This is a genomic window from Pseudomonas poae RE*1-1-14, assembly GCF_000336465.1.
GTDB lineage: Bacteria > Pseudomonadota > Gammaproteobacteria > Pseudomonadales > Pseudomonadaceae > Aquipseudomonas > Aquipseudomonas poae.
On sequence record NC_020209.1, the window covers coordinates 2,094,416 to 2,113,616 of the forward strand.

General features: G+C 62.0%; 13 protein-coding genes and 1 tRNA gene. 11 read left to right on the forward strand and 3 right to left on the reverse strand.

Annotation, left to right across the window (positions count from 1 at the left end; all coding sequences use genetic code 11):
* Positions 1-7: 7 nt before the first annotated feature.
* On the forward strand, positions 8-1,564 hold the full coding sequence (locus H045_RS09180) for a methyl-accepting chemotaxis protein (protein WP_422394101.1): 1,557 nt from the start codon (positions 8-10) through the stop codon (positions 1,562-1,564).
* Positions 1,565-1,707: 143 nt separating this feature from the next.
* Here the strand turns inward: H045_RS09180 and H045_RS09185 are convergent.
* Both H045_RS09185 and pvdQ read right to left on the reverse strand, forming a co-directional pair.
* Positions 1,708-1,781, reverse strand: a tRNA-Cys gene (locus H045_RS09185).
* A gap of 240 nt (positions 1,782-2,021) precedes the next feature.
* On the reverse strand, positions 2,022-4,301 hold the full coding sequence (gene pvdQ / locus H045_RS09190) for a bifunctional acylase PvdQ (protein WP_041931482.1): 2,280 nt from the start codon (positions 4,299-4,301) through the stop codon (positions 2,022-2,024).
* Between the two features lie 237 nt (positions 4,302-4,538).
* Between pvdQ and H045_RS09195 the strand changes: the two genes are divergently transcribed.
* Positions 4,539-4,919, forward strand: coding sequence for a hypothetical protein (locus tag H045_RS09195; protein WP_003230583.1), 381 nt, complete (start codon positions 4,539-4,541; stop codon positions 4,917-4,919).
* Between the two features lie 6 nt (positions 4,920-4,925).
* Here the strand turns inward: H045_RS09195 and H045_RS09200 are convergent, their stop codons facing one another.
* Positions 4,926-5,120 (reverse strand): hypothetical protein, encoded by a 195-nt coding sequence (locus H045_RS09200; RefSeq protein ID WP_003230581.1) that lies wholly within the window; start codon positions 5,118-5,120, stop codon positions 4,926-4,928.
* Between the two features lie 233 nt (positions 5,121-5,353).
* On the opposite strand from H045_RS09200, the gene H045_RS09205 reads away from it, so the two are divergent.
* From H045_RS09205 to H045_RS09245, 9 genes are all read left to right on the forward strand, one after another.
* Positions 5,354-7,348: a methyl-accepting chemotaxis protein gene (locus H045_RS09205; RefSeq protein WP_015372173.1), complete on the forward strand. Its 1,995-nt coding sequence runs from the start codon at positions 5,354-5,356 to the stop codon at positions 7,346-7,348.
* A gap of 84 nt (positions 7,349-7,432) precedes the next feature.
* Positions 7,433-7,882 carry an SRPBCC family protein gene (locus tag H045_RS09210; protein WP_015372174.1) on the forward strand — a complete coding sequence of 150 codons (450 nt, stop codon included), beginning with the start codon at positions 7,433-7,435 and terminating at the stop codon, positions 7,880-7,882.
* Positions 7,883-7,920: 38 nt separating this feature from the next.
* Positions 7,921-8,358 (forward strand): YqaA family protein, encoded by a 438-nt coding sequence (locus H045_RS09215; RefSeq protein WP_032869791.1) that lies wholly within the window; start codon positions 7,921-7,923, stop codon positions 8,356-8,358.
* Positions 8,359-8,403: 45 nt separating this feature from the next.
* Positions 8,404-9,405 (forward strand): alpha/beta fold hydrolase, encoded by a 1,002-nt coding sequence (locus H045_RS09220; protein WP_003230573.1) that lies wholly within the window; start codon positions 8,404-8,406, stop codon positions 9,403-9,405.
* Positions 9,406-9,429: 24 nt separating this feature from the next.
* Positions 9,430-10,383: a D-2-hydroxyacid dehydrogenase family protein gene (locus H045_RS09225; protein ID WP_015372175.1), complete on the forward strand. Its 954-nt coding sequence runs from the start codon at positions 9,430-9,432 to the stop codon at positions 10,381-10,383.
* Positions 10,384-11,033: 650 nt separating this feature from the next.
* Positions 11,034-12,590: a glycogen synthase GlgA gene (glgA, locus tag H045_RS09230; RefSeq protein ID WP_080627492.1), complete on the forward strand. Its 1,557-nt coding sequence runs from the start codon at positions 11,034-11,036 to the stop codon at positions 12,588-12,590.
* Positions 12,591-12,610: 20 nt separating this feature from the next.
* Positions 12,611-14,356 carry a malto-oligosyltrehalose trehalohydrolase gene (gene treZ / locus H045_RS09235; RefSeq protein WP_015372177.1) on the forward strand — a complete coding sequence of 582 codons (1,746 nt, stop codon included), beginning with the start codon at positions 12,611-12,613 and terminating at the stop codon, positions 14,354-14,356.
* Positions 14,353-16,437 (forward strand): 4-alpha-glucanotransferase, encoded by a 2,085-nt coding sequence (gene malQ / locus H045_RS09240; protein WP_015372178.1) that lies wholly within the window; start codon positions 14,353-14,355, stop codon positions 16,435-16,437. The genes treZ and malQ overlap by 4 nt, the downstream gene beginning before the upstream one ends.
* Complete coding sequence (locus tag H045_RS09245) at positions 16,434-19,184, forward strand: malto-oligosyltrehalose synthase (RefSeq protein ID WP_015372179.1); 2,751 nt, start codon at positions 16,434-16,436, stop codon at positions 19,182-19,184. The genes malQ and H045_RS09245 overlap by 4 nt, the downstream gene beginning before the upstream one ends.
* Positions 19,185-19,201 lie beyond the last annotated feature (17 nt).

A 19,201-nucleotide genomic window follows, 5' to 3' on the forward strand; every position in this document is an offset into this window, starting at 1 on the left:
CATCTGTCTGGTTTTCGTGCTTGGCGTATTCGCAGTCCAGCAAATGGGAAAGCTGAGGGACTCTGAAAAAGATGTCGAACTCAATTGGATGGCGAGCATTCGACAAACGTCATTGATGAACGCCACCGCACTTCGCCTCAGGCTGGAAACACAACGAGGCCTGGCTGACCCTCAATCCATTCAAAAGAACATTGAAAGCTTCGCCGGTTACCGTAAGGCGTTCAACGATGCGGTGGCCAATTACGAGCCACTCGTGGCGAGTGACAAGGAGCGCTCGTTTTACACACCGGTCACGAAAAGCGCCGAGGCCTACTCCCAACAGCTGGATATCCTGGAACCGCTGATGAGGAAAGGGGATATACCGGCCGCGATCAGCCTGGTGAGCAACAACATTCGCCCTCTGACGAATGCCATGGAAGGACAGATCAAAGACTTGACGACGTTCAACGACGAGGGCGCAGCGCAGGCCGGGCAAACCGCGACCGATCTGTATAACGACGGCCTGTGGTTGGTGATTGGCCTTATCACGGGCGTGGTTCTCTTGACGGTTGCGTTGGCATTATTGCTGACGAAAAGCATCACCTCGCCGATTAGCGCTGCCTTGTCCGTTGCAGAACGTATCGCAGCCAGTGACCTCTCCAGGGAAGTATCGGTCAGCGGGACTGATGAAGCCGGGCGACTGTTGAAGGCACTCGCGCAGATGCAGACGAACCTGCGCGCCACGATCATTCAGATATCCGATTCGTCCACTCAACTGGCGTCAGCTGCCGAGGAGATGACGGTGGTTACCGAGGAGTCGAGTCGAGGCCTGGTCGCTCAGAACGACGAGGTCAACCAGGCTGCAACCGCAGTCACGGAAATGAGCGCAGCTGTAGATGAGGTGGCGCGTAACGCGGAGTCAGCTTCCGAAGAGTCAAAGCGTACCCAAGGCTACACTGAGGTGGGTTTGGCACGGGTGGCTCAGACATTGAAGTCAATTCAAAAGCTCAATGGCAACGTTGAAAACACGAGCGCACAGATTCAAGGGTTGTCGGATCGTGCGCAAAGCATCACCAAGGTTGTCGAGGTGATTCGGGCGATTGCAGAGCAAACCAACCTGCTGGCATTGAACGCCGCTATTGAGGCCGCACGCGCTGGCGAACAAGGTCGCGGGTTTGCGGTCGTGGCTGACGAAGTAAGAGCCCTGGCCCATCGTACTCAAGTGTCGACTCAAGAAATCGAGCAAATGATCGCTGCCATTCAGGGCGATTCCGATCTCGCTGTGAAGGCGATGAACACGAGCAGAGATTTGGCGAACGAGTCACTTGGCGTCGCTCAGGAGGCCAGCACCTCGCTGGACCAGATATCACACGCCATTATTCAAATTAACGAACGCAACCTCATGATCGCAACCGCCTCTGAAGAGCAGTCCCATGTGGCGCGCGAGGTTGATCGAAATCTGGTCAGCATTCGCGAACTTGCAACGCAAAGCGCGGCAGGCGCCTCTCAAACAGCAAGTGCGTGTGGTGAAATGTCGAAGTTGGCGGTTAACCTCAATCAGCTGGTTAACCGGTTCGCGGTGTAAATAAACGGTTTTTGGGTGAGCTGACGGTTAGCTTCGCACGCTCAGCTCGCCCATGAACCGCACTCTCGACGTTTCTTGAATCACGCACTTTTCTGAGCCCAATAAAAAACCCCGTAGACGCTAATCTACGGGGTTTTCAAGAGTGGAGGCCGAGGTCGGAATCGAACCGGCGTAGGCGGATTTGCAATCCGCTGCATAACCATTTTGCTACTCGGCCTCAAACGATCAATGCCTCTACCACCGACATTCACCGCATAAAAACTTGAGTGGGCTGTAAGGGCCTGCCTCTACTCGAACAACTGTAACTCTCTACAACTTACTGTAACTCATTGAATACATTGAGGTTTTTAACGCCTCGTTGCGTTCGATGGGCGCCATTATGTACCGATTTACCCATGCCTGCAACCCCTTGATTTGGAAAATATTTCGCAGCGCATCAAGGGGTTGCGCGCCTGCCCTACTCCTTGATGCGCTGCGTTTGATACTGCGGGTCGGCCTGGATCTGGGCTTGGGTGAACGGCAGTGGGCGCAGTGTTTTCTCGGAGAAGGCTTGAGTCTGATCCGTTGAATACTCTGAGGCTGGGTTGCTCGACTCGGAAGGCGCCAGCACGCCGATCGCCTGCGGGCCGTGGTCGTCGAACGTGACGATTTGCAGGTAGCTGGTGCCGCTGACCACTTCGCGCTTGCCGTCGGCGCGGGGCACGGTTTGCATGGCGTTGTAGATGCCGAGTTCCTGCGGGCCGCCGTGCATCGGGGTTTGGCCGGAGACCTGGACGTCGCCCCAACGGGCCGCGCCGAGTGTGCCGACGGCTGCGGTCGAGGCCAGCATGGCTTCGCGCAGGGCCTTGGCCACCGGCTCGCGGTCGATGGCTACGCCAAGCGGTGTGGTCAGGGGGTTGGCGGGGTCGAAGGCGACACGCCAGGCGTCGGGGATTTGCTGCAGGTGTTCCATCAGATTGATGAAGTGCAGCAGGCCCAGGCCGCTGTCGAGGTTGGCGTGCTGGTCCCAGGTTTTGAGGCTGCTGCACAGCGATTGCAGGGCGTCGGCGTCGGTGCCCAGCTGTTTGGCGCAGAACGCCAGCAGGTCGGGCATGACTTGGCCCGCCAGGTACACCTCGTTGTCCATCACCAGGCTTTGCAGGTCGGCGACGCTGATGGGGTGTTTCTCGAGGGCGTGCAGGCGCTGGAGGGCGAAGCGCGCGCGCGGGCCGAGGCCGATGTGGTCCTGGCTGATCACCGGGGAGAAGCCGGTCAACGGTGCTTGGGGGTTGGCCATCCAGGCGGAATCATTGGAGTGCTGCACGTAGTCGGTGCGCTGCAACTGCGGCAACTGGTGCGCCGGGAAAATGCCCGTCTGCGCCGCGTGCGGGTCGATGTCCCAGGCGCAGGCGCTGTGGGTGCCGTCGAGAATGATCATTTGCAGGCCGGCGCGGGGATCGCTGCACTGGGCCAGTTTGGCGGCGCTGACATTGGGCACCACCGACAGGTTCATGTACAGGCTCTGGCCCTGGTCATCGGCGGCAATCGTGTTCACCCACGGGATGCCTTGCAGCGTGTGCACCGAAGTTTGCAGGGCCTTGAGGCTGTCGGCGCGGTTCATGGCGTACCACTGTTGCAGCACACGGTCGTTATCCAGGTTGGCGTCGCGCAGGCTGAAGGCGTACTGATTGTCCCAATCGAGTTTGCCGGGCCACTGCACCACCGGGCCGAACTTTGAGCTGTAGACGGGGTGGCTCACCGCCTTGAGACTGCCATCCGGCTGCTTGACCTGCACGGTGACCGACGTTTTCGCCAGAGGCACGGATTTGCCGTCGAGCAGGTAGCGCGTGGCGTCCTTGGGGTCGAGCGTCAGCCGGTACAGGGTGAAATGCTTGGACGTGTCCACCGTGTGCGTCCACGCCACGTGCTGGTTGAAACCGATATTCACCACCGGCAGGCCCGGCAAGGCGGCGCCCATCACATCCAACTGGCCAGGGATGGTGAGGTGCATCTCATAGAAACGCATGCCGCCCACCCACGGAAAATGCGGGTTGGCCAGCAGCATGCCACGGCCGTTGAATGAGCGATCACGGCCCACAGCGACGGCATTACTGCCCCGGTCCAGACTGAAACGCTGTTGATTGGCCGCGGCCACTGCAAACGCCTTGGCGCCGGGCTGCACGGATGCGGTGGCCTGCGGTGGCGTTGCACCGACCAGCGCTTCGGCGAATTGACCGACGCCGCCTTCCACCAGCAGCCTGCGGGTCAACTTCACCAGGTCTTCGGCTGCCAGCGGGCGTACCCATGCGCCCTGGCACTGCGCCGGCGCGCCCTGCTCTTGCAGATAACGGTTATAGCCGGCCACGTAGCCGTCGATACGCTGTTTGATCTCGGGGCTCTGGGCTTTCCAGAACGCGGCAACGGTTTGCGGCGTGTTCAGCCAGTTGAAGAACACATCGCTGGCCAGGTTGTTGCGCTCCTCCAGGGTTGCCTGATCGGGACCGAAGAACCTTGCGCGCTGACCATTGACCGTGACCACTTCGTTGGCCAGCAGGCACAGATTGTCCTGTGCGTAGGCATAGCCGATACCGAAACCCAGGCCGCGCTCGTCAGTGGCGCGAATGTGCGGCACGCCGTAGGTGGTGCGGCGGATATCAGCCGACGCCGGTGTCACCTGCTCCCGTGCCGAGGCGGCCAGGCTCACCCCCATCAACAGCCCCGCCATGCACACACTGGACAACCCGTTGGTAATAATCACGCAGACTCCACAGTCAAATTGAACACCCTCACCGGGGGTAACCACCCCACCGTAAGAACGCAAAAGACCGTGCACAATTTAGCCGCCGGAGTGCTTTATTCCGTGTGTTTGCCTTGTGACGAAACCGATACCGACAAAATTTCTACATTCGCCACTTCATGATTTTGCTCGCTCGTTCGTCTTATTAACCAAGAGCGCCATCATTTTCCTGATCAGGCTCTGATAAGGAGTTTTTGCATGTACAACCCGCCAGTGACCACGGATGGACATTCATCGGCCGCCGATGCCCAGTTCGGCAGCGGCACCCAAGCGTTCGGTAAAACCCCCGAACAGCAAGGCAACCAGCGTATTCGCCATTTGCTCAAATGTTTTGGCCTGCGTACCAGCCTGATTCGGCTGAAGGTCATCGACGCCCTGCTCACCGCCGCCGACAACCAGCGCACCCTGGGCGTGCGCGGGGTGCACGGCCACTTACTGGAGCTGGGCATCCCGCTGTCGTTTCTCAGCGTGCGCGAGGTGCTCAAGCGCCTGTGCAGCGAGGGCGTGATCACCCTGAATGCCGACAAGAGCTACAGCCTCCATGAAGAGGCTGCCAAAGTGCTCGAAGGCCGCGCCTGAGCCCACTCAGAAGTTGGGTTTGACCTTGCGCCGCATGATGCCGTTGATCACCACCACAACCACTGCGATGGCAATGGCGATGTACTGAAAGGTTTTTTCGCTGATCACACCAGTGTTCTGCAGGTAGGACAGGCCGAACATCGAGCTCAGTACCACCAAAGAGATCAGAATCGAGTATTTCAAGCGTTGCTTTTGAGTCATGACGGGTTCCTGAAGCGTTAAGAATGTGCCACCGGGGCCTGATATTACAGGCGCTGAAAAACTTTGGCTTGTCTGACTGACACACTGACCGTGACTCGGCAGGCGCCTCACCCTCCGAAGCTGTACGAATTTTCTTGCACCATCGTACCTAAAGCTCCTACAGCTCAAGCCGATAGCCCTACGAAGCTCCAAAAAAGCCGCGTCGACAATAAACGCTTCGTAAGGACGACCCCATGCCCGCACTGCGCTCCATCCAAGCCCGCTATACCCTGTTTCTGCTGCTGTTTGTTCTGGTGTTGATCGTGCTGACGGTGGTCGGTATCGGCCAGTTGGTCGCGCCCACGTTGCGCCACACCGAGGAACAGGTAGTGCTCAACCGCGTCGCGCAAGTGGCCGAACGTATCCAGGGCGAACTGAACAAGGTGCAGGCCCAGCAACGCAGCATCACCCAGACCATTCCCCTGCTCGACAGCGATGCCATCGACAAGGTTCTGCCCGGTCTGGTGGACCAGTACGGCGAGCTGAAGGTGTTTGGCGGCGGGATCTGGCCGCTGCCCAACCAGCGCACACCGGGGCGCAACAAACACAGTACGTTCTGGCACCGCGATGCGTCGGGCAAGCTGGCGGTCAATACGTTCTGGAACAGCGACCCTGCGCCCAATTATTACGATCAGAGCTGGTACAAGGGCGGCCTCGCCTCGCCGCCCGGCCAGTGCGCCTGGGCTGCGGCTTACAAGGACGACGCCAGCCAGGAGCCGCGCACCAACTGCGCCATGGCGATCCAGCGTGACGGCGCCGCCTATGGCGTGTCCACCATCGACGTGACCCTGGGCTTTTTCAATGACCTGGTGGCCGCCAAGGAAAAAGACATCGGCGGGCAGATGCTGATCGTCGAAGCCGACGGCAAGATCATCAGCAACAGCACCCGTTTCAGCAGCCCGGTGGTGTTGAAGAACATCAGTGAACTGACGGGCACCTCGGCGTTTGCCGCCCAGGTCAGCAAGGCCCTGGCCCAGCGCGAGCAGGGCCTGCAGCGCAGCGAGTTCGACAACGGCGGCGTGGCCAGCACCTTCTATATGCGCCCGATCGAGGGCACGCCGTGGTTCCTCGCGACCGCCCTGCCCACCTCGCTGATCACCGCACAGCGCGATGACGTGCTCGGCAGCCTGGCCCTGCTGCAAATCCCCATGGTGTTGCTGTTGGTGCTGCTGGCTGCCTATGCGATCCGCCAACTGGTGCAGCGCATGAAGTCGCTCACGTCCAACATCGACGCGTTGTCCGCTGGCGATGCCGACCTCACGCGACGCATCACCATCCGCGCCGAAGACGAAATGGGCGCCATCGGCCACTCGGTGAACCGCTTTATCGTCTACCTGCAAAACATGATCGGCGAAGTGACCCAGGCCACCGGCGCCATGTCGTCGGGCCTTGAGCAATTGCAGCGGACCTCGGCCCACACCAACCAGATCCTGGTGCGCCATGCCAGCGAGACCGACCAGACGGTTACCGCCATCACCGAAATGAGTTCCACCGCCGACACCGTCGCGCAAAACGCCGCCGAAACGGCGGCCTTCACCCAGCGTGCCAACGAGCACGCCGACCGTTCCCGCGTGGTGGTGGGCGAAGCGTCGACCAGCGTCGGCGCCTTGATCGGTGAAGTGTCCAGCGCCACCCACAGCGTGGAAAACATGCGCCAGGACGCGGCGCGCATCACCGAAACCCTCGGTGTGATCGGCGCCATCGCCGGCCAGACCAACCTGCTGGCGCTCAACGCGGCCATTGAGGCAGCGCGCGCGGGTGAGCAAGGCCGTGGTTTTGCGGTGGTGGCGGACGAAGTGCGGGCGCTGGCCGCTCGGACCCAGGCCAGCACCTCGCAGATCAATGAAATGCTCGCGCGCCTGACCGCGGGCGTGAGCTCCTCGGTGGCGGCCATGGAAAACACCCAGGCCAGTTGCCAGTCGGCGGCGGATGCCACGGCGCGGGTGAATACCGGGCTGGATGAGATGGCCGGTTCCGTGGCGCATATCAACAACCTCAGCACCCAGATCGCCACGGCCGCCGAGCAGCAGAGCGCGGTGACCGAAGAGATCAACCGCAGCATGGTGCAGATCCGACAGATGGTCGAGGAGCTGGTGGAAAGTGGTCATGCCACCGAAACCAATACCCAAAGCCTGCTGGAGGCCAATGGCCGAGTGATCAGCCTGATGGGGCGTTTCAAGGTGCAGTGATAAATTCATGAAACACTCCCGTGCAAGACACGGGAGTGGGACTATTCTGACAGTTCCGGGATTTCGCCACACAGGAGGTGTGCCATGCGCACTGCCGAGCACGCGGTCCGCCTGGAGCGGATCAGTCAGGAACGCTTTATCCAGGCCCCTATCGACGCCGTCTACGACTACGTGACCCAGCCGGACCGCTGGCACGAATGGCACCCCACCTCCCTCAGCGCCGACACCGGCACGCGTGGTTCTCTCGCCACCGGTGCGCGTTTTTGCGAAATGATCGACCTCCTGGGTGTACGCGTGCCCCTCAGTTACCGCGTGCAAATCGCCCAGCCTCCCGACGAATTCAAGGCTGCGTTCACGTCGGTGGCCATCGACGGCTCCATCCACTATTTCCTGCAGCCCTATCGCGATGGCACGCTGTTCAAGCGCGTACTCATGTACGAAACCGAGTTGCAACTGGCCACTTTGCAGGCACGCATGGTCGAGCTGTCGGCGGTTGCGCTGGACCGTCTCAAGCAACGGCTGGAGAATGCCTGACCCCCTGACAGTGATCTCACGATGAATCCTTGCACTTGATCGGCTATCTCGGCCTGTTCCTCGCGGCCTTTGGCGCCGCCACGCTGTTGCCGCTGCAATCGGAAGCCGTGCTGGTGGGGCTGCTGCTCAGTGGCGATTACCAGTGGGCATGGCTGCTGAGCGTCGCCACCCTGGGCAATGTGCTGGGCTCGGTGGTCAATTGGCTGCTGGGGCGTTGGGTGGACCACTTCAAGGACCGGCGCTGGTTCCCGGTCAAGGCCAGGCAGTTGGAAAAAGCACGTAACAATTACCAGCGCTGGGGCCATTGGACGTTACTGCTCAGTTGGGTGCCGATCATCGGCGACCCGCTGACCCTCGTCGCCGGCGTGATGCGCGAGCCGCTGTGGCGATTCCTGTTGCTGGTCACTCTCGCCAAAAGCCTTCGGTATGGCGTACTCGTCGCAGTGACACTGCACTGGGTATTAATTCCTGCTTAATCCGCTATAAACAGCATCCGGACTGTTTTCTCTGGAGTAATGCTTATGCCTCTGATCCGCGACGTTTTCATCACGGGCCTGCTCGCCACCAGTGCCGCCTCTGCCTTCGCCGCTACCTACGGGCCTGAATTACAAGGTTTCCAATACCCTTATCCGCTCAAGCACTTCGAGTTCCAATCCCAGGGCGAATCCCTGCAAATGGGCTATATGGACGTCCCCGCCAACGGCACGCCCAACGGCCGCAGCGTGGTGCTGATGCACGGCAAGAATTTCTGCGGCGCCACCTGGGAAGGCTCGATCAAGGCCCTGAGCGACGCCGGTTACCGGGTCATCGCGCCGGACCAGATCGGCTTCTGCACTTCCAGCAAGCCCGAACACTATCAATACAGTTTTCAGCAATTGGCCAGCAATACCCATCAACTGCTGGAAAAGCTCGGCGTTAAAAAGGCCACGATCATTGGCCACTCCACCGGCGGCATGCTCGCCACCCGTTATGCACTGATGTACCCGGCACAGACCGAACAACTGGCGATGGTCAATCCGATTGGCCTGGAAGACTGGAAAGCCCTGGGTGTGCCCTATATCAGCGTTGACCAGTGGTACGCGCGTGAATTGAAAGTCAGCGCCGAGGGGATTCGCAAGTACCAGCTCAACACCTATTACGTGGGGCGCTGGAAGCCGGAATACGAGCGTTGGGTGGACATGTACGCGGGTTTGAGCAACGGCCCGGGGCACAAGCAGGTGGCATGGAACTCGGCGTTGATTTACGACATGATCCTTACCCAGCCGGTGTACTACGAGTTCAAGGACTTGAAGATGCCCACCCTGTTGCTGATCGGCACGTCTGATAACACCGCCATCGGCAAAGACGTGGCGCCGCCCGAGGTCAAGGCAAAACTGGGCGACTACACGGTGTTGGGCAAGCAGGCGGCCAAACTGATTCCCAAGGCAACGCTGGTGGAATTCCCGGGCCTGGGCCATGCGCCGCAAATGGAAGAACCTGCGCAGTTTCACAAGGCGCTGTTGCAGGGGTTGAACAGCCTTTAATCCAACTTTTTGAGGCACTCGTGAATGTCGGTACAGATCGCAGTCATTGATGATTGGCAGGACGTGGCCAGTGGCGTGGTGGATTGGTCGGCCCTGGCGAAGGTCGGGCAGGTGCACTTTCTGCACGGCTACCCGGCGGACACGGCGGTGATGATCGAGCGGCTGAAGGCATTCGAGGTGATTTGCCTGATGCGTGAACGCACCACGTTCGACCAGCCACTGCTGCAAGGCCTGCCCAACCTCAAACTGCTGGTAACCGGCGGCATGCGCAATGCCGCCATCGACCTTCCCGCCGCCAAGGCCCTGGGCATCCAGGTATGCGGCACCGACAGCTATAAACATGCGGCACCGGAACTGACCTGGGCGCTGATCATGGCCTCGGCGCGCAACCTGCTTGCCGAGGCCGCTTCGCTGCGGGCCGGTCACTGGCAGGTGGGCCTGGGCGGCGACCTGCACGGCAAGACCCTGGGCATCCTCGGCCTGGGCAGCATTGGCCAGAAGGTCGCAAAATTCGCCCAGGTGTTCGGCATGCGCGTGATTGCCTGGAGCGAAAACCTCACGCCCGAGCGCGCGGCCGAAGCCGGGGTAGCCTGGGTGAGCAAGCGCGAGCTGTTCGAGCAGGCCGATATTCTCACCGTGCACCTGGTGCTGAGTGCCCGCAGCCGTGGGCTGGTGGACGCCGAGGCGCTGGGCTGGATGAAACCGACTGCCAGGCTGGTGAACACCGCTCGCGGGCCGATCGTGGATGAGCAGGCATTGGTCGAGGCCCTGAGTACCGGGCGACTGGCCGGGGCGGCGCTGGATGTGTATGGCGAGGAACCGTTGCCGGTCGATCATCCCTTCCGGCACTTGCCCAATGTGCTGGCGACGCCCCATGTTGGGTATGTGAGTGAGCAGAATTACCGGCAGTTCTATCAGCAGATGGTCGAAGACATCCTGGCCTGGGCTGAAGGCGCGCCCGTTCGCGTGCTGGGCTAACCGCCCGCCGCACCATTGCAGGGCAGCTCTGTTGTGGCAAGCCTTAATGCCGTTCAGTTAAGGAAAATGTGTAGGCTTATCGTAGCGAGCGGGCTTGCCCCGCGTTGGGGTGCGAAGCGCCCCCAATCCAGCAAAACGCGGTGTACCTGATACGGCTCAGGGCCTGGCTTTGGGGCTGCTGCGCAGCCCAACGCAGGACAAGCCTGCTCGCCACAGGGGAATCTGCGTTTAACTGAACGGCATTGGGGCTTGCCTGCTCACCACATTGGCCAATTTGCACAGCATCGGCCCTACCGGCCGTCGGCTTATACCGGTCCGATATCCTGTTACAAGTTTTTCGTCCTACAAAATCGTCCTAAAGTCCCTACAGCGTCTGAGTTATGTCCTAGACTCGTGACCGATGGGTCTCTTTCCGAATAAAAACCCCGCAAAAAATCGAAACTTTCAAACTCGGCCATAGGTCAAGTTTCAGGTAGGGCGTGTTCAGCGGTTCCCGCCAGATGCCGTCCATCCAATCTTTTCGAGTTAACCGTACAACTGGCATACGCCTTGCCAGTTTGTATAGCGCTTGTGCGCCTGGCCGCAGGGAGCGGTCAATTTGAGCTAGTGGCAGCGGGCCATTAGCCGACTAACACCAAGGGGAGTGCATTATGATCAGTGCCGCAGTTGTAACTCAGGGAGAGCGTTTTAGTCAGCCGGTAGGGGGGCCCACTTCATTGGCCGACCTGCCCAACACTGTGCGGCCGATCGTGAGTAAAAATCCAAATCGAAAGAAAGTCCTGTTCGTGACTTCCGAGTTCGCCGATCTGGTGAAGACCGGCGGCCTGGGCGACGTCTCTGCCGCCCTGCCCCGCGCCATGGCACATTTGCACGATGTGCGCGTGCTGATCCCCGGCTACCCGCAGGTGATGGAAAGCGACAACCCCATTCACATCGTCGGTGAGCTGGGTGGCCATGCCGCGCTGCCACCGTGCAAGATCGGGCGCATGGACCTCAAGGATGGCCTGGTCATCTATGTGCTGATCTGCCCCGAATTGTACGAACGTGAAGGCACACCCTACGGCGCCAACAACGGCCGCGACTGGCCGGACAACCATATTCGCTTCGCCCGCCTGGGCCTGGCCGCCGCCGACATGGCCGCCAACCTCGCGCAGATTCACTGGTGCCCGGACCTGGTGCATGCCCACGACTGGCCTGCAGGCCTGGCCCCGGCCTACATGCACTGGCGCGGCTCGCGCACGCCGACCCTCTTCACTATCCACAACCTGGCCTATCAAGGCGTGGTCAGCCTGGCCTCGACGCCAGAGCTGGGCATTCCGCCCCACGCCCTGCAACAGGAGGGCATGGAGTTCTACGGCAAGATGTCGTTTCTCAAGGCCGGCATGGCGTACTCCAGCCATATCACCACCGTGAGCGCCACCTACGCCGAAGAAATCACCACCCCCGAATTCGGCTGCGGCCTTGATGGCTTTTTGGCCAGCAAGACCCAGCAAGGCTTGCTCAGCGGCATTCCCAACGGGATTGAAGACAGCTGGGAAACCTCCACCGACCCGCACCTGACCCACAACTTCAACATTGGCGACTGGGAAGGCAAAGCAGTCAACGCCAGGCAAGTGCGCGACCTGTTCGGCCTGAGCGAGTCGAGCGGCCCGCTGTTTGCGGTGGTCTCGCGTCTGGTGTTCCAGAAAGGCCTGGACCTCACGGAGGCCGTTGCCAGCTTTATCGTCGAGCAAGGTGGGCAAATTGCGATCATCGGGCGCGGCGAGCCGGAAGAAGAGAACGCCATGCGCGAACTGGCGCTGCGCTTCCCGGGCCAGATCGGCGTGCGCATCGGCTTCAACGAGACCGACGCGCGCCGCATGTTCGCCGGCAGCGATTTCCTGCTGATGCCGTCGCGCTACGAGCCCTGCGGCCTGAGCCAGATGTATGCCCAGCGTTTCGGTTCGCTGCCGGTAGCCCGCAACACCGGCGGCCTGGCCGACACCATCGAAAACGGCGTGACCGGCTTCTTGTTCAATGAATCAACAGTCGACAGCTACAAGGAAGCCCTGAGCCGCGCGTTCAAGGTATTTGCTTTCCCTGACCTGCTCAACGCCATGCGTTGCCGGGCCATGACACGGCCGTTCAACTGGAGCCAGGCGGTGGAACCCTACGCCGAACTCTATGAGCAACTGGTGGCTAAAGCACTGGGGAAATCCGCTAAATAATCAAAGGGAGGTTTTTGTAGATGCCGTTACGGACTCTGGAAACCTGGCCCCACGGCGCAATCATGCTGGACGCGCAACACACGCGTTTTGCCCTGTGGGCGCCAGACGCGTTTTATGTCAGCGTTGAATTGGAACACGGTAAATCCATCGCCATGCTGCCCCAGGCAGACGGCTGGTTCGAGACAGAAGTGGCGTGCCCCGCGGGGACACGCTATCGCTTCAACATCGATGGGGAAATGGACGTGCCCGACCCCGCCTCGAGGGCTCAGGCCGACGATGTACACGGCTGGAGCCTGGTAGTCGACCCGCTCGCCTATGAGTGGCGACACAGCCAGTGGCAAGGCCGCCCGTGGCACGAGGCGGTGATCTACGAACTGCACGTGGGCGCACTTGGCGGCTACGCGGCGGTTGAGCAACACTTGCCGCGCCTGGCCGCGCTGGGCGTCACGGCGATCGAACTGATGCCGTTGGCGCAATTTCCCGGCGAGCGCAATTGGGGCTACGACGGGGTTCTGCCCTACGCACCGCAATCCTCCTACGGCTCACCCGAGCAGCTCAAGCACCTGATCGACAGCGCCCACGAACACGGCCTGGCCGTGATCCTCGATGTGGTTTACAACCACTTCGGCCCGGACGGCAACTACCTGGGCCAGTACGCGGCAGGCTTCTTTCAGGAAGAAGTGCATACCCCCTGGGGCGCGGGCATCGATTTCAATCGCCGCGAAGTGCGCGACTTCTTTCTCGATAACGCGTTGATGTGGCTGCTGGAATACCGTTTCGACGGCCTGCGCCTGGACGCGGTGCACGCCATCGACAACCCCGATTTCCTCCAGGAGCTGGCGCAACGCGTGCGTCAGCAGGTAGACACCGGGCGTCATGTGTGGCTGATGCTGGAAAACGAACTCAACCAGGCCAGCCTGTTGCGGCAGGATTTCGATGCGCAGTGGAATGACGACTTCCACAACGTACTGCACGTGTTGCTCACGGGCGAAACCGACGCCTACTACAGCGACTTTGCACAGGACGCGACAGCCAAACTGGCGCGCTGCCTGGGCGAAGGTTTTATCTACCAGGGCCACACCACGCGTCACGGACATGCCCGTGGCGAGCCCAGCGCAGATCTGCCACCCACCGCCTTCGTTGCGTTTTTGCAGAACCATGACCAGATCGGCAACCGCGCCCTGGGCGAGCGCCTGCACCAGCTCTGCTCACCGCAGGCACTGAACGCGGCCACGGCCCTGTTGCTGCTGTCGCCGATGATTCCGCTGATGTTCATGGGCGACGAAGTCAACGCAAGCGAGCCGTTCCTGTTCTTTACCGACCACCATGGCGACCTGGCCGAAGCCGTGCGCGAAGGCCGGCGCAACGAGTTTGCCGACTTCGCCGCCTTCCAGGATCCCGAACGGCGCGAACACATTCCCGACCCGAACGCGCTGTCGACCTTCACCCGTTCGGCCCCCACCTTTGCCGAAAACGAACAGGCCGCGCTGTATCGACACCTGCTGAAGCTGCGCCACCAGCACATCGTGCCGCACCTGCCTGGCGCCGTCGCCCTCGGCGCTCAAGTAGTGGCTGACGCGGCCGTCACGGCGCGCTGGCGCCTGGGCGATGGCAGCATCCTGCAAATCGACCTGAACCTGGGCGCCACGGCGCTGGACTGTGCCGCATCAGGCGCGGTTATTTTTCAAACGCCGGCCAGCCAGGATGGGCAACTGCCGCCCTGCAGCGCACGCGTCACCTTATCCCCTGCTGGAGATCACCTTTGAGCGAAGCGAACCTGGAAATCCTCGCCAGCCGCGCGGGCCTGGCCGTCGATTGGATCGACGCAAACGGCCGTCCGCAACGTGTGAGCGCCGACGCCCTGCGTGCCGTGTTGAAAGGCCTCGGCCACCCGGCCGACAACGATGCCGAGATCGACGCCAGCCTGCATGAACTGGAACAGGCGCAACACGACAAACACCTGCCGCCCCTACTGACTGTCGAAAGCGGCGACGGCCTCGACCTGGCGCGCTTCTTTGCCCCTGACACGCCCTGCCGAGTGAACCTGGAACAAGGTGAAACCCTTGAGCTGCGCCTGGACGACAACGCGGTGCTGCCAGGGGTGATCGCGCTCGGGTATCACCAGGTGCGTATCGCTGACCAAGCGTTCACGCTCGCCGTGGCGCCCCGCCATTGCTACAGCGTGGCCGAAGCGGTCGATACCCACCCTGCCCGCGCCTGGGGCCTCAGTGCCCAGCTGTATTCGCTGCGGCGTCTCGGCGATGGCGGTTTCGGCGATACCCAGGCCCTGGAAAACCTGGTGCGCGCCGCTGCCGAACGCGGCGCCGATGCGTTGGCGATCAGCCCGATGCACGCGATGTTCAGCGCCAACACCGGCAGCTACAGCCCCTACTCGCCGTCCAGCCGCCTGTTTCTCAACAGCCTTTACGCCTCGCCCGCCAGCATCCTTGGCGAACGGGAAGTGCGTGACGCCATTGAGGCCCTGGGCCTGGACGAAGAACTGCACCGGCTCGAACAGGACACGCTGATCGACTGGCCGGCCGCGGCCAACGCCAAACAGCGCCTGCTGCGCGCACTGTATGAAGACTTTCGCCACGGCCATCACCCACAGCACGCCGACTTCCTGAGCTTTCGCCAGGCCGGTGGCGAAGCCCTGGAAAACCATTGCCGTTTTGAGGCCGTACAAGCGATGCGCGCCGCTGCCGGGGAAGACCTCGACTGGCGCCACTGGCCCGAGGACTGGCGCACGCCGCAGAGCCCGGCACTGGCGCAATTTGCCGAGGATAACCGCGACGAAATCGGCTTCTACGCCTTCAGCCAATGGCTGATCGCGCGCTGCCTGGCACGTGCGCAACAAGCCGCACGCGGCAGCGGCATGGGCGTGGGCCTGATCGCCGACCTGGCCGTGGGCGCCGACGGCGGTGGCAGCCAGGCCTGGAGCCGCCAGGATGAACTGCTCGCCGACCTCACCGTGGGCGCGCCGCCGGATATTCTCAACCGTGCAGGCCAGGGCTGGGGCATTTCCGCGTTCTCTCCGGAAGGCCTCAAGCGCAACGGCTTTCGTGCCTTCATCGAGATGCTGCGCGCCAATTTCGCCCATGCCGGTGGCCTGCGCATCGACCATGTGATGGGCCTGCAGCGTCTGTGGGTAATCCCCATGAACGCCTCGCCGCGCGAAGGGGCTTATCTGTATTTTCCGGTGGACGACATGCTGCGTCTGCTGGCGCTGGAGTCGCACCGCCACCAGGCCATCGTGCTGGGCGAAGACCTCGGCACCGTTCCCGACGGCTTGCGGGAAAAACTGAGCAGCCGCTCCATCCTCGGCATGCGCGTGCTGTTGTTCGAACAGAACCATGAGGGCCGGTTCACGCCGATTCTCGACTGGCCGGACAACGCCCTGGCGACCACCAGTACCCACGATCTGCCCACCCTCAATGGTTGGTGGCACAGCCGCGATATCGACTGGAACGTCCAGCTCGGCCTGATCGACGCCCCCACCGTGGAGCAATGGAGCGAGCACCGCCTGCGCGAACGCCAGGCGCTGCGCCAGGCCCTCAGCCAGGACCCGCAGAACTTCGTCGACGAGATCCGCAACGAAACCGATCACATGATCGACGCTAGCGTGCGTTACCTGGGCCACACCCGTGCGCCGCTGGTGTTGCTGCCGCTGGAAGATGCGCTGGGCATCGAAGAACAACCCAACCTGCCCGGCACCACCGATACCCATCCCAATTGGCGCCGCCGTCTGCCGGGCGAGGCCGCGAGCCTGCTCGACAATGCCGGCGCCGCGCGTCGCCTGGAACTGCTGGCCGTGGCGCGCAACCAAGCCTATGAGCGTGACCGATGAAAGCACTGCCTCTGCGCGCTACCCAGCGCCTGCAATTCCATAAAGGCTTTACCCTCGATGACGCGGTGCCGCTGGTGCCGTACTTCGCCAGGCTGGGCATCAGCCACTTGTACGCCTCGCCGCTGCTGAGTGCGCGCGCCGGTTCCATGCACGGCTATGACGTGGTCGACCCGACCAGCGTCAACCCGGAACTGGGCGGCGAAGCGGCCCTGCGCCGGCTGGTCGCGGCCCTGCGCGAGCACGATATGGGGCTGATCCTCGATATCGTCTCCAACCACATGGCCGTTGGCGGTGCCGATAACCCCTGGTGGCTGGACCTGCTGGAATGGGGTCGCCTGAGCCCCTACAGCGAATTCTTCGACATTCAGTGGCACTCGCCGGACCCGCTGCTCAAGGGCCAGTTGCTGATGCCGTTTCTGGGCAGCGACTACGGCGAAGCCCTGCAGACCGGCACCCTTAAATTGTTGTTTGACGCCCGGCACGGTGCGTTCTACGTCGAGCATTACGAGCACCGCTTCCCGATCTGCCCGCGCGACTACGCGATGATCCTGGGCACTGACGAGCCACTCAAACCGCTCGCCGAGCGCTTCAGCGCCCTCGCCCATCAGGACGACGCCTATGCAGAAGCCGCCTGGCTCAAGCAGGCGCTGGCCGAGCGTGCCACCGAGGTGCTGCCGGCCATCGAGCAGCGCCTGGCGGCGTTCGACAGCCGTGAACCGGCGGGCTTCAAGCGCCTGCACCAATTGCTCGAACAACAGGCCTACCGCCTGGCCAGCTGGCGCACGGCGGCGGACGATATCAACTGGCGGCGCTTCTTCGACGTCAACGAGCTGGGCGGCCTGCGGGTGGAACGAGCGGCGGTGTTCGAAGCCACCCATGGCAAGATTTTCGAGCTGATCAGCGAAGGGCTGGTGGACGGCCTGCGCATCGACCACATCGACGGCCTGGCCGACCCGCGCGGTTACTGCCGCAAGCTGCGCCGCCGGGTGGACTCGCTGGCGCCGGACCGGCACTTGCCGATCTTTGTCGAGAAGATCCTTGGCGAAGGCGAAACCCTGCGCGAAGACTGGCAAGTGGACGGCACCACCGGCTACGAATTCATGAACCAGCTATCGCTGCTGCAACACGACCCGCAAGGCTTTGCGCCGCTGGCCGAGCTGTGGACGCGTCACAGCGAGCGGCCTTCGGCGTTTATCGAGGAAGCCCGACTGGCGCGCCAGCAAATTCTCAATGGTTCCCTGGGCGGTGACTTCGAAAGCGTCGCCCAGGCGCTGCTGCAGGTGGCGCGCGACGACGTGATGACCCGCGACCTGACCCTGGGCGCCATTCGCCGGGCCTTGCAGGAACTGATCGTGCACTTCCCGGTGTACCGCACTTACATCAGCGCCCGTGGCCGCAGCGCCGCTGACGACGAAATCTTCCAACAGGCCATGGACGGTGCGCGCAGCACCTTGAACGAAAACGACTGGCCCGTGCTCGACCACCTCGAACAGTGGCTCGGCGGCCAGCCGTGGCGCAATCGCCCGGTGGGCCGCGAACGCAAGATCCTCAAGCATGCCTGCGTGCGTTTCCAGCAGCTGACGTCGCCCGCCGCCGCCAAGGCCGTGGAAGACACCGCGTTCTATCGCTCGGTGGTGCTGCTGTCGCGCAACGATGTGGGTTTCAGTACCGAGCAGTTCAGCGCGTCGCTCGACGCCTTCCATACCGTCAACCAACAACGTTTGCAGGCTTTTCCGGATAACCTGCTGGCCACCGCCACCCACGATCACAAGCGCGGCGAAGACACCCGCGCGCGCCTGGCGGTGCTCAGCGAGTGCGCGCCGTGGTATGTCGAGCAGGTGGAACACTGGCGCACCCTTGCCGCGCCCTTGCGCAGCGAGGCCGACATACCCAGCGCCGGCGACGAGTTGATCCTGTACCAGGTGCTGCTGGGCAGTTGGCCGCTGGACATGGGCTCGGACTTTACCGACTACCAGCAACGCCTGTGGCAATGGCAACAGAAGGCCTTGCGTGAAGCCAAATTGCAAAGCAGCTGGAGCGCGCCCAACGAAGCTTACGAACAAGGCGTGGAAGCGTTTCTCTCGCGCCTGTTGCTCAGCGACGAGGGCCGCGCACTGCGCGATGCCATCGGCAGCGCCGCCCAGGCCATCGCACCGGCCGGGGCTCTGAATGGCCTGGCGCAAACCTTGCTTCGCGTCACTGTGCCGGGTGTGCCGGACCTGTACCAGGGCGCCGAGTTCTGGGATTTCAGCCTGGTGGACCCGGATAACCGTCGCCCGGTGGATTTCAGCGCACGGCAACTCTCGCTGGACACGCCGCCGGATCCTGGTGAGCTGTTGTTCCACTGGCGTGACGGACGGATCAAGCAGGCGTTGATCGCCCAGGTGCTGGCCTTGCGCAAGGCCCATCCCGAGGTGTTCCGCAGCGGCAGCTACACGCCGCTGGAAGTGGTTGGGCAACACGCCGACCATGTGGTTGCATTCTGCCGCGAGCACGCCGGAACACAGGTGCTGGTGGTGGTGCCACGCTGGCCGCAGCGCCTGCTTGAAAACGGTGTGCATCCCACCATCACTGCGCAGGTTTGGGGCGATACGCGGGTGAAATTACCGTTCAACGCGCCAACGCAAAACTGGAAGGGACTTTTTCATACAGGCGCAGTCACACCAGACAAGGAGCTGTTGATCAGCACTGCCCTGGGGGATTTCCCGGTCAATGTCTTTATCAATCCTGGTATTCAAGAAAGCTGAACATTTTCTGTGAGGAG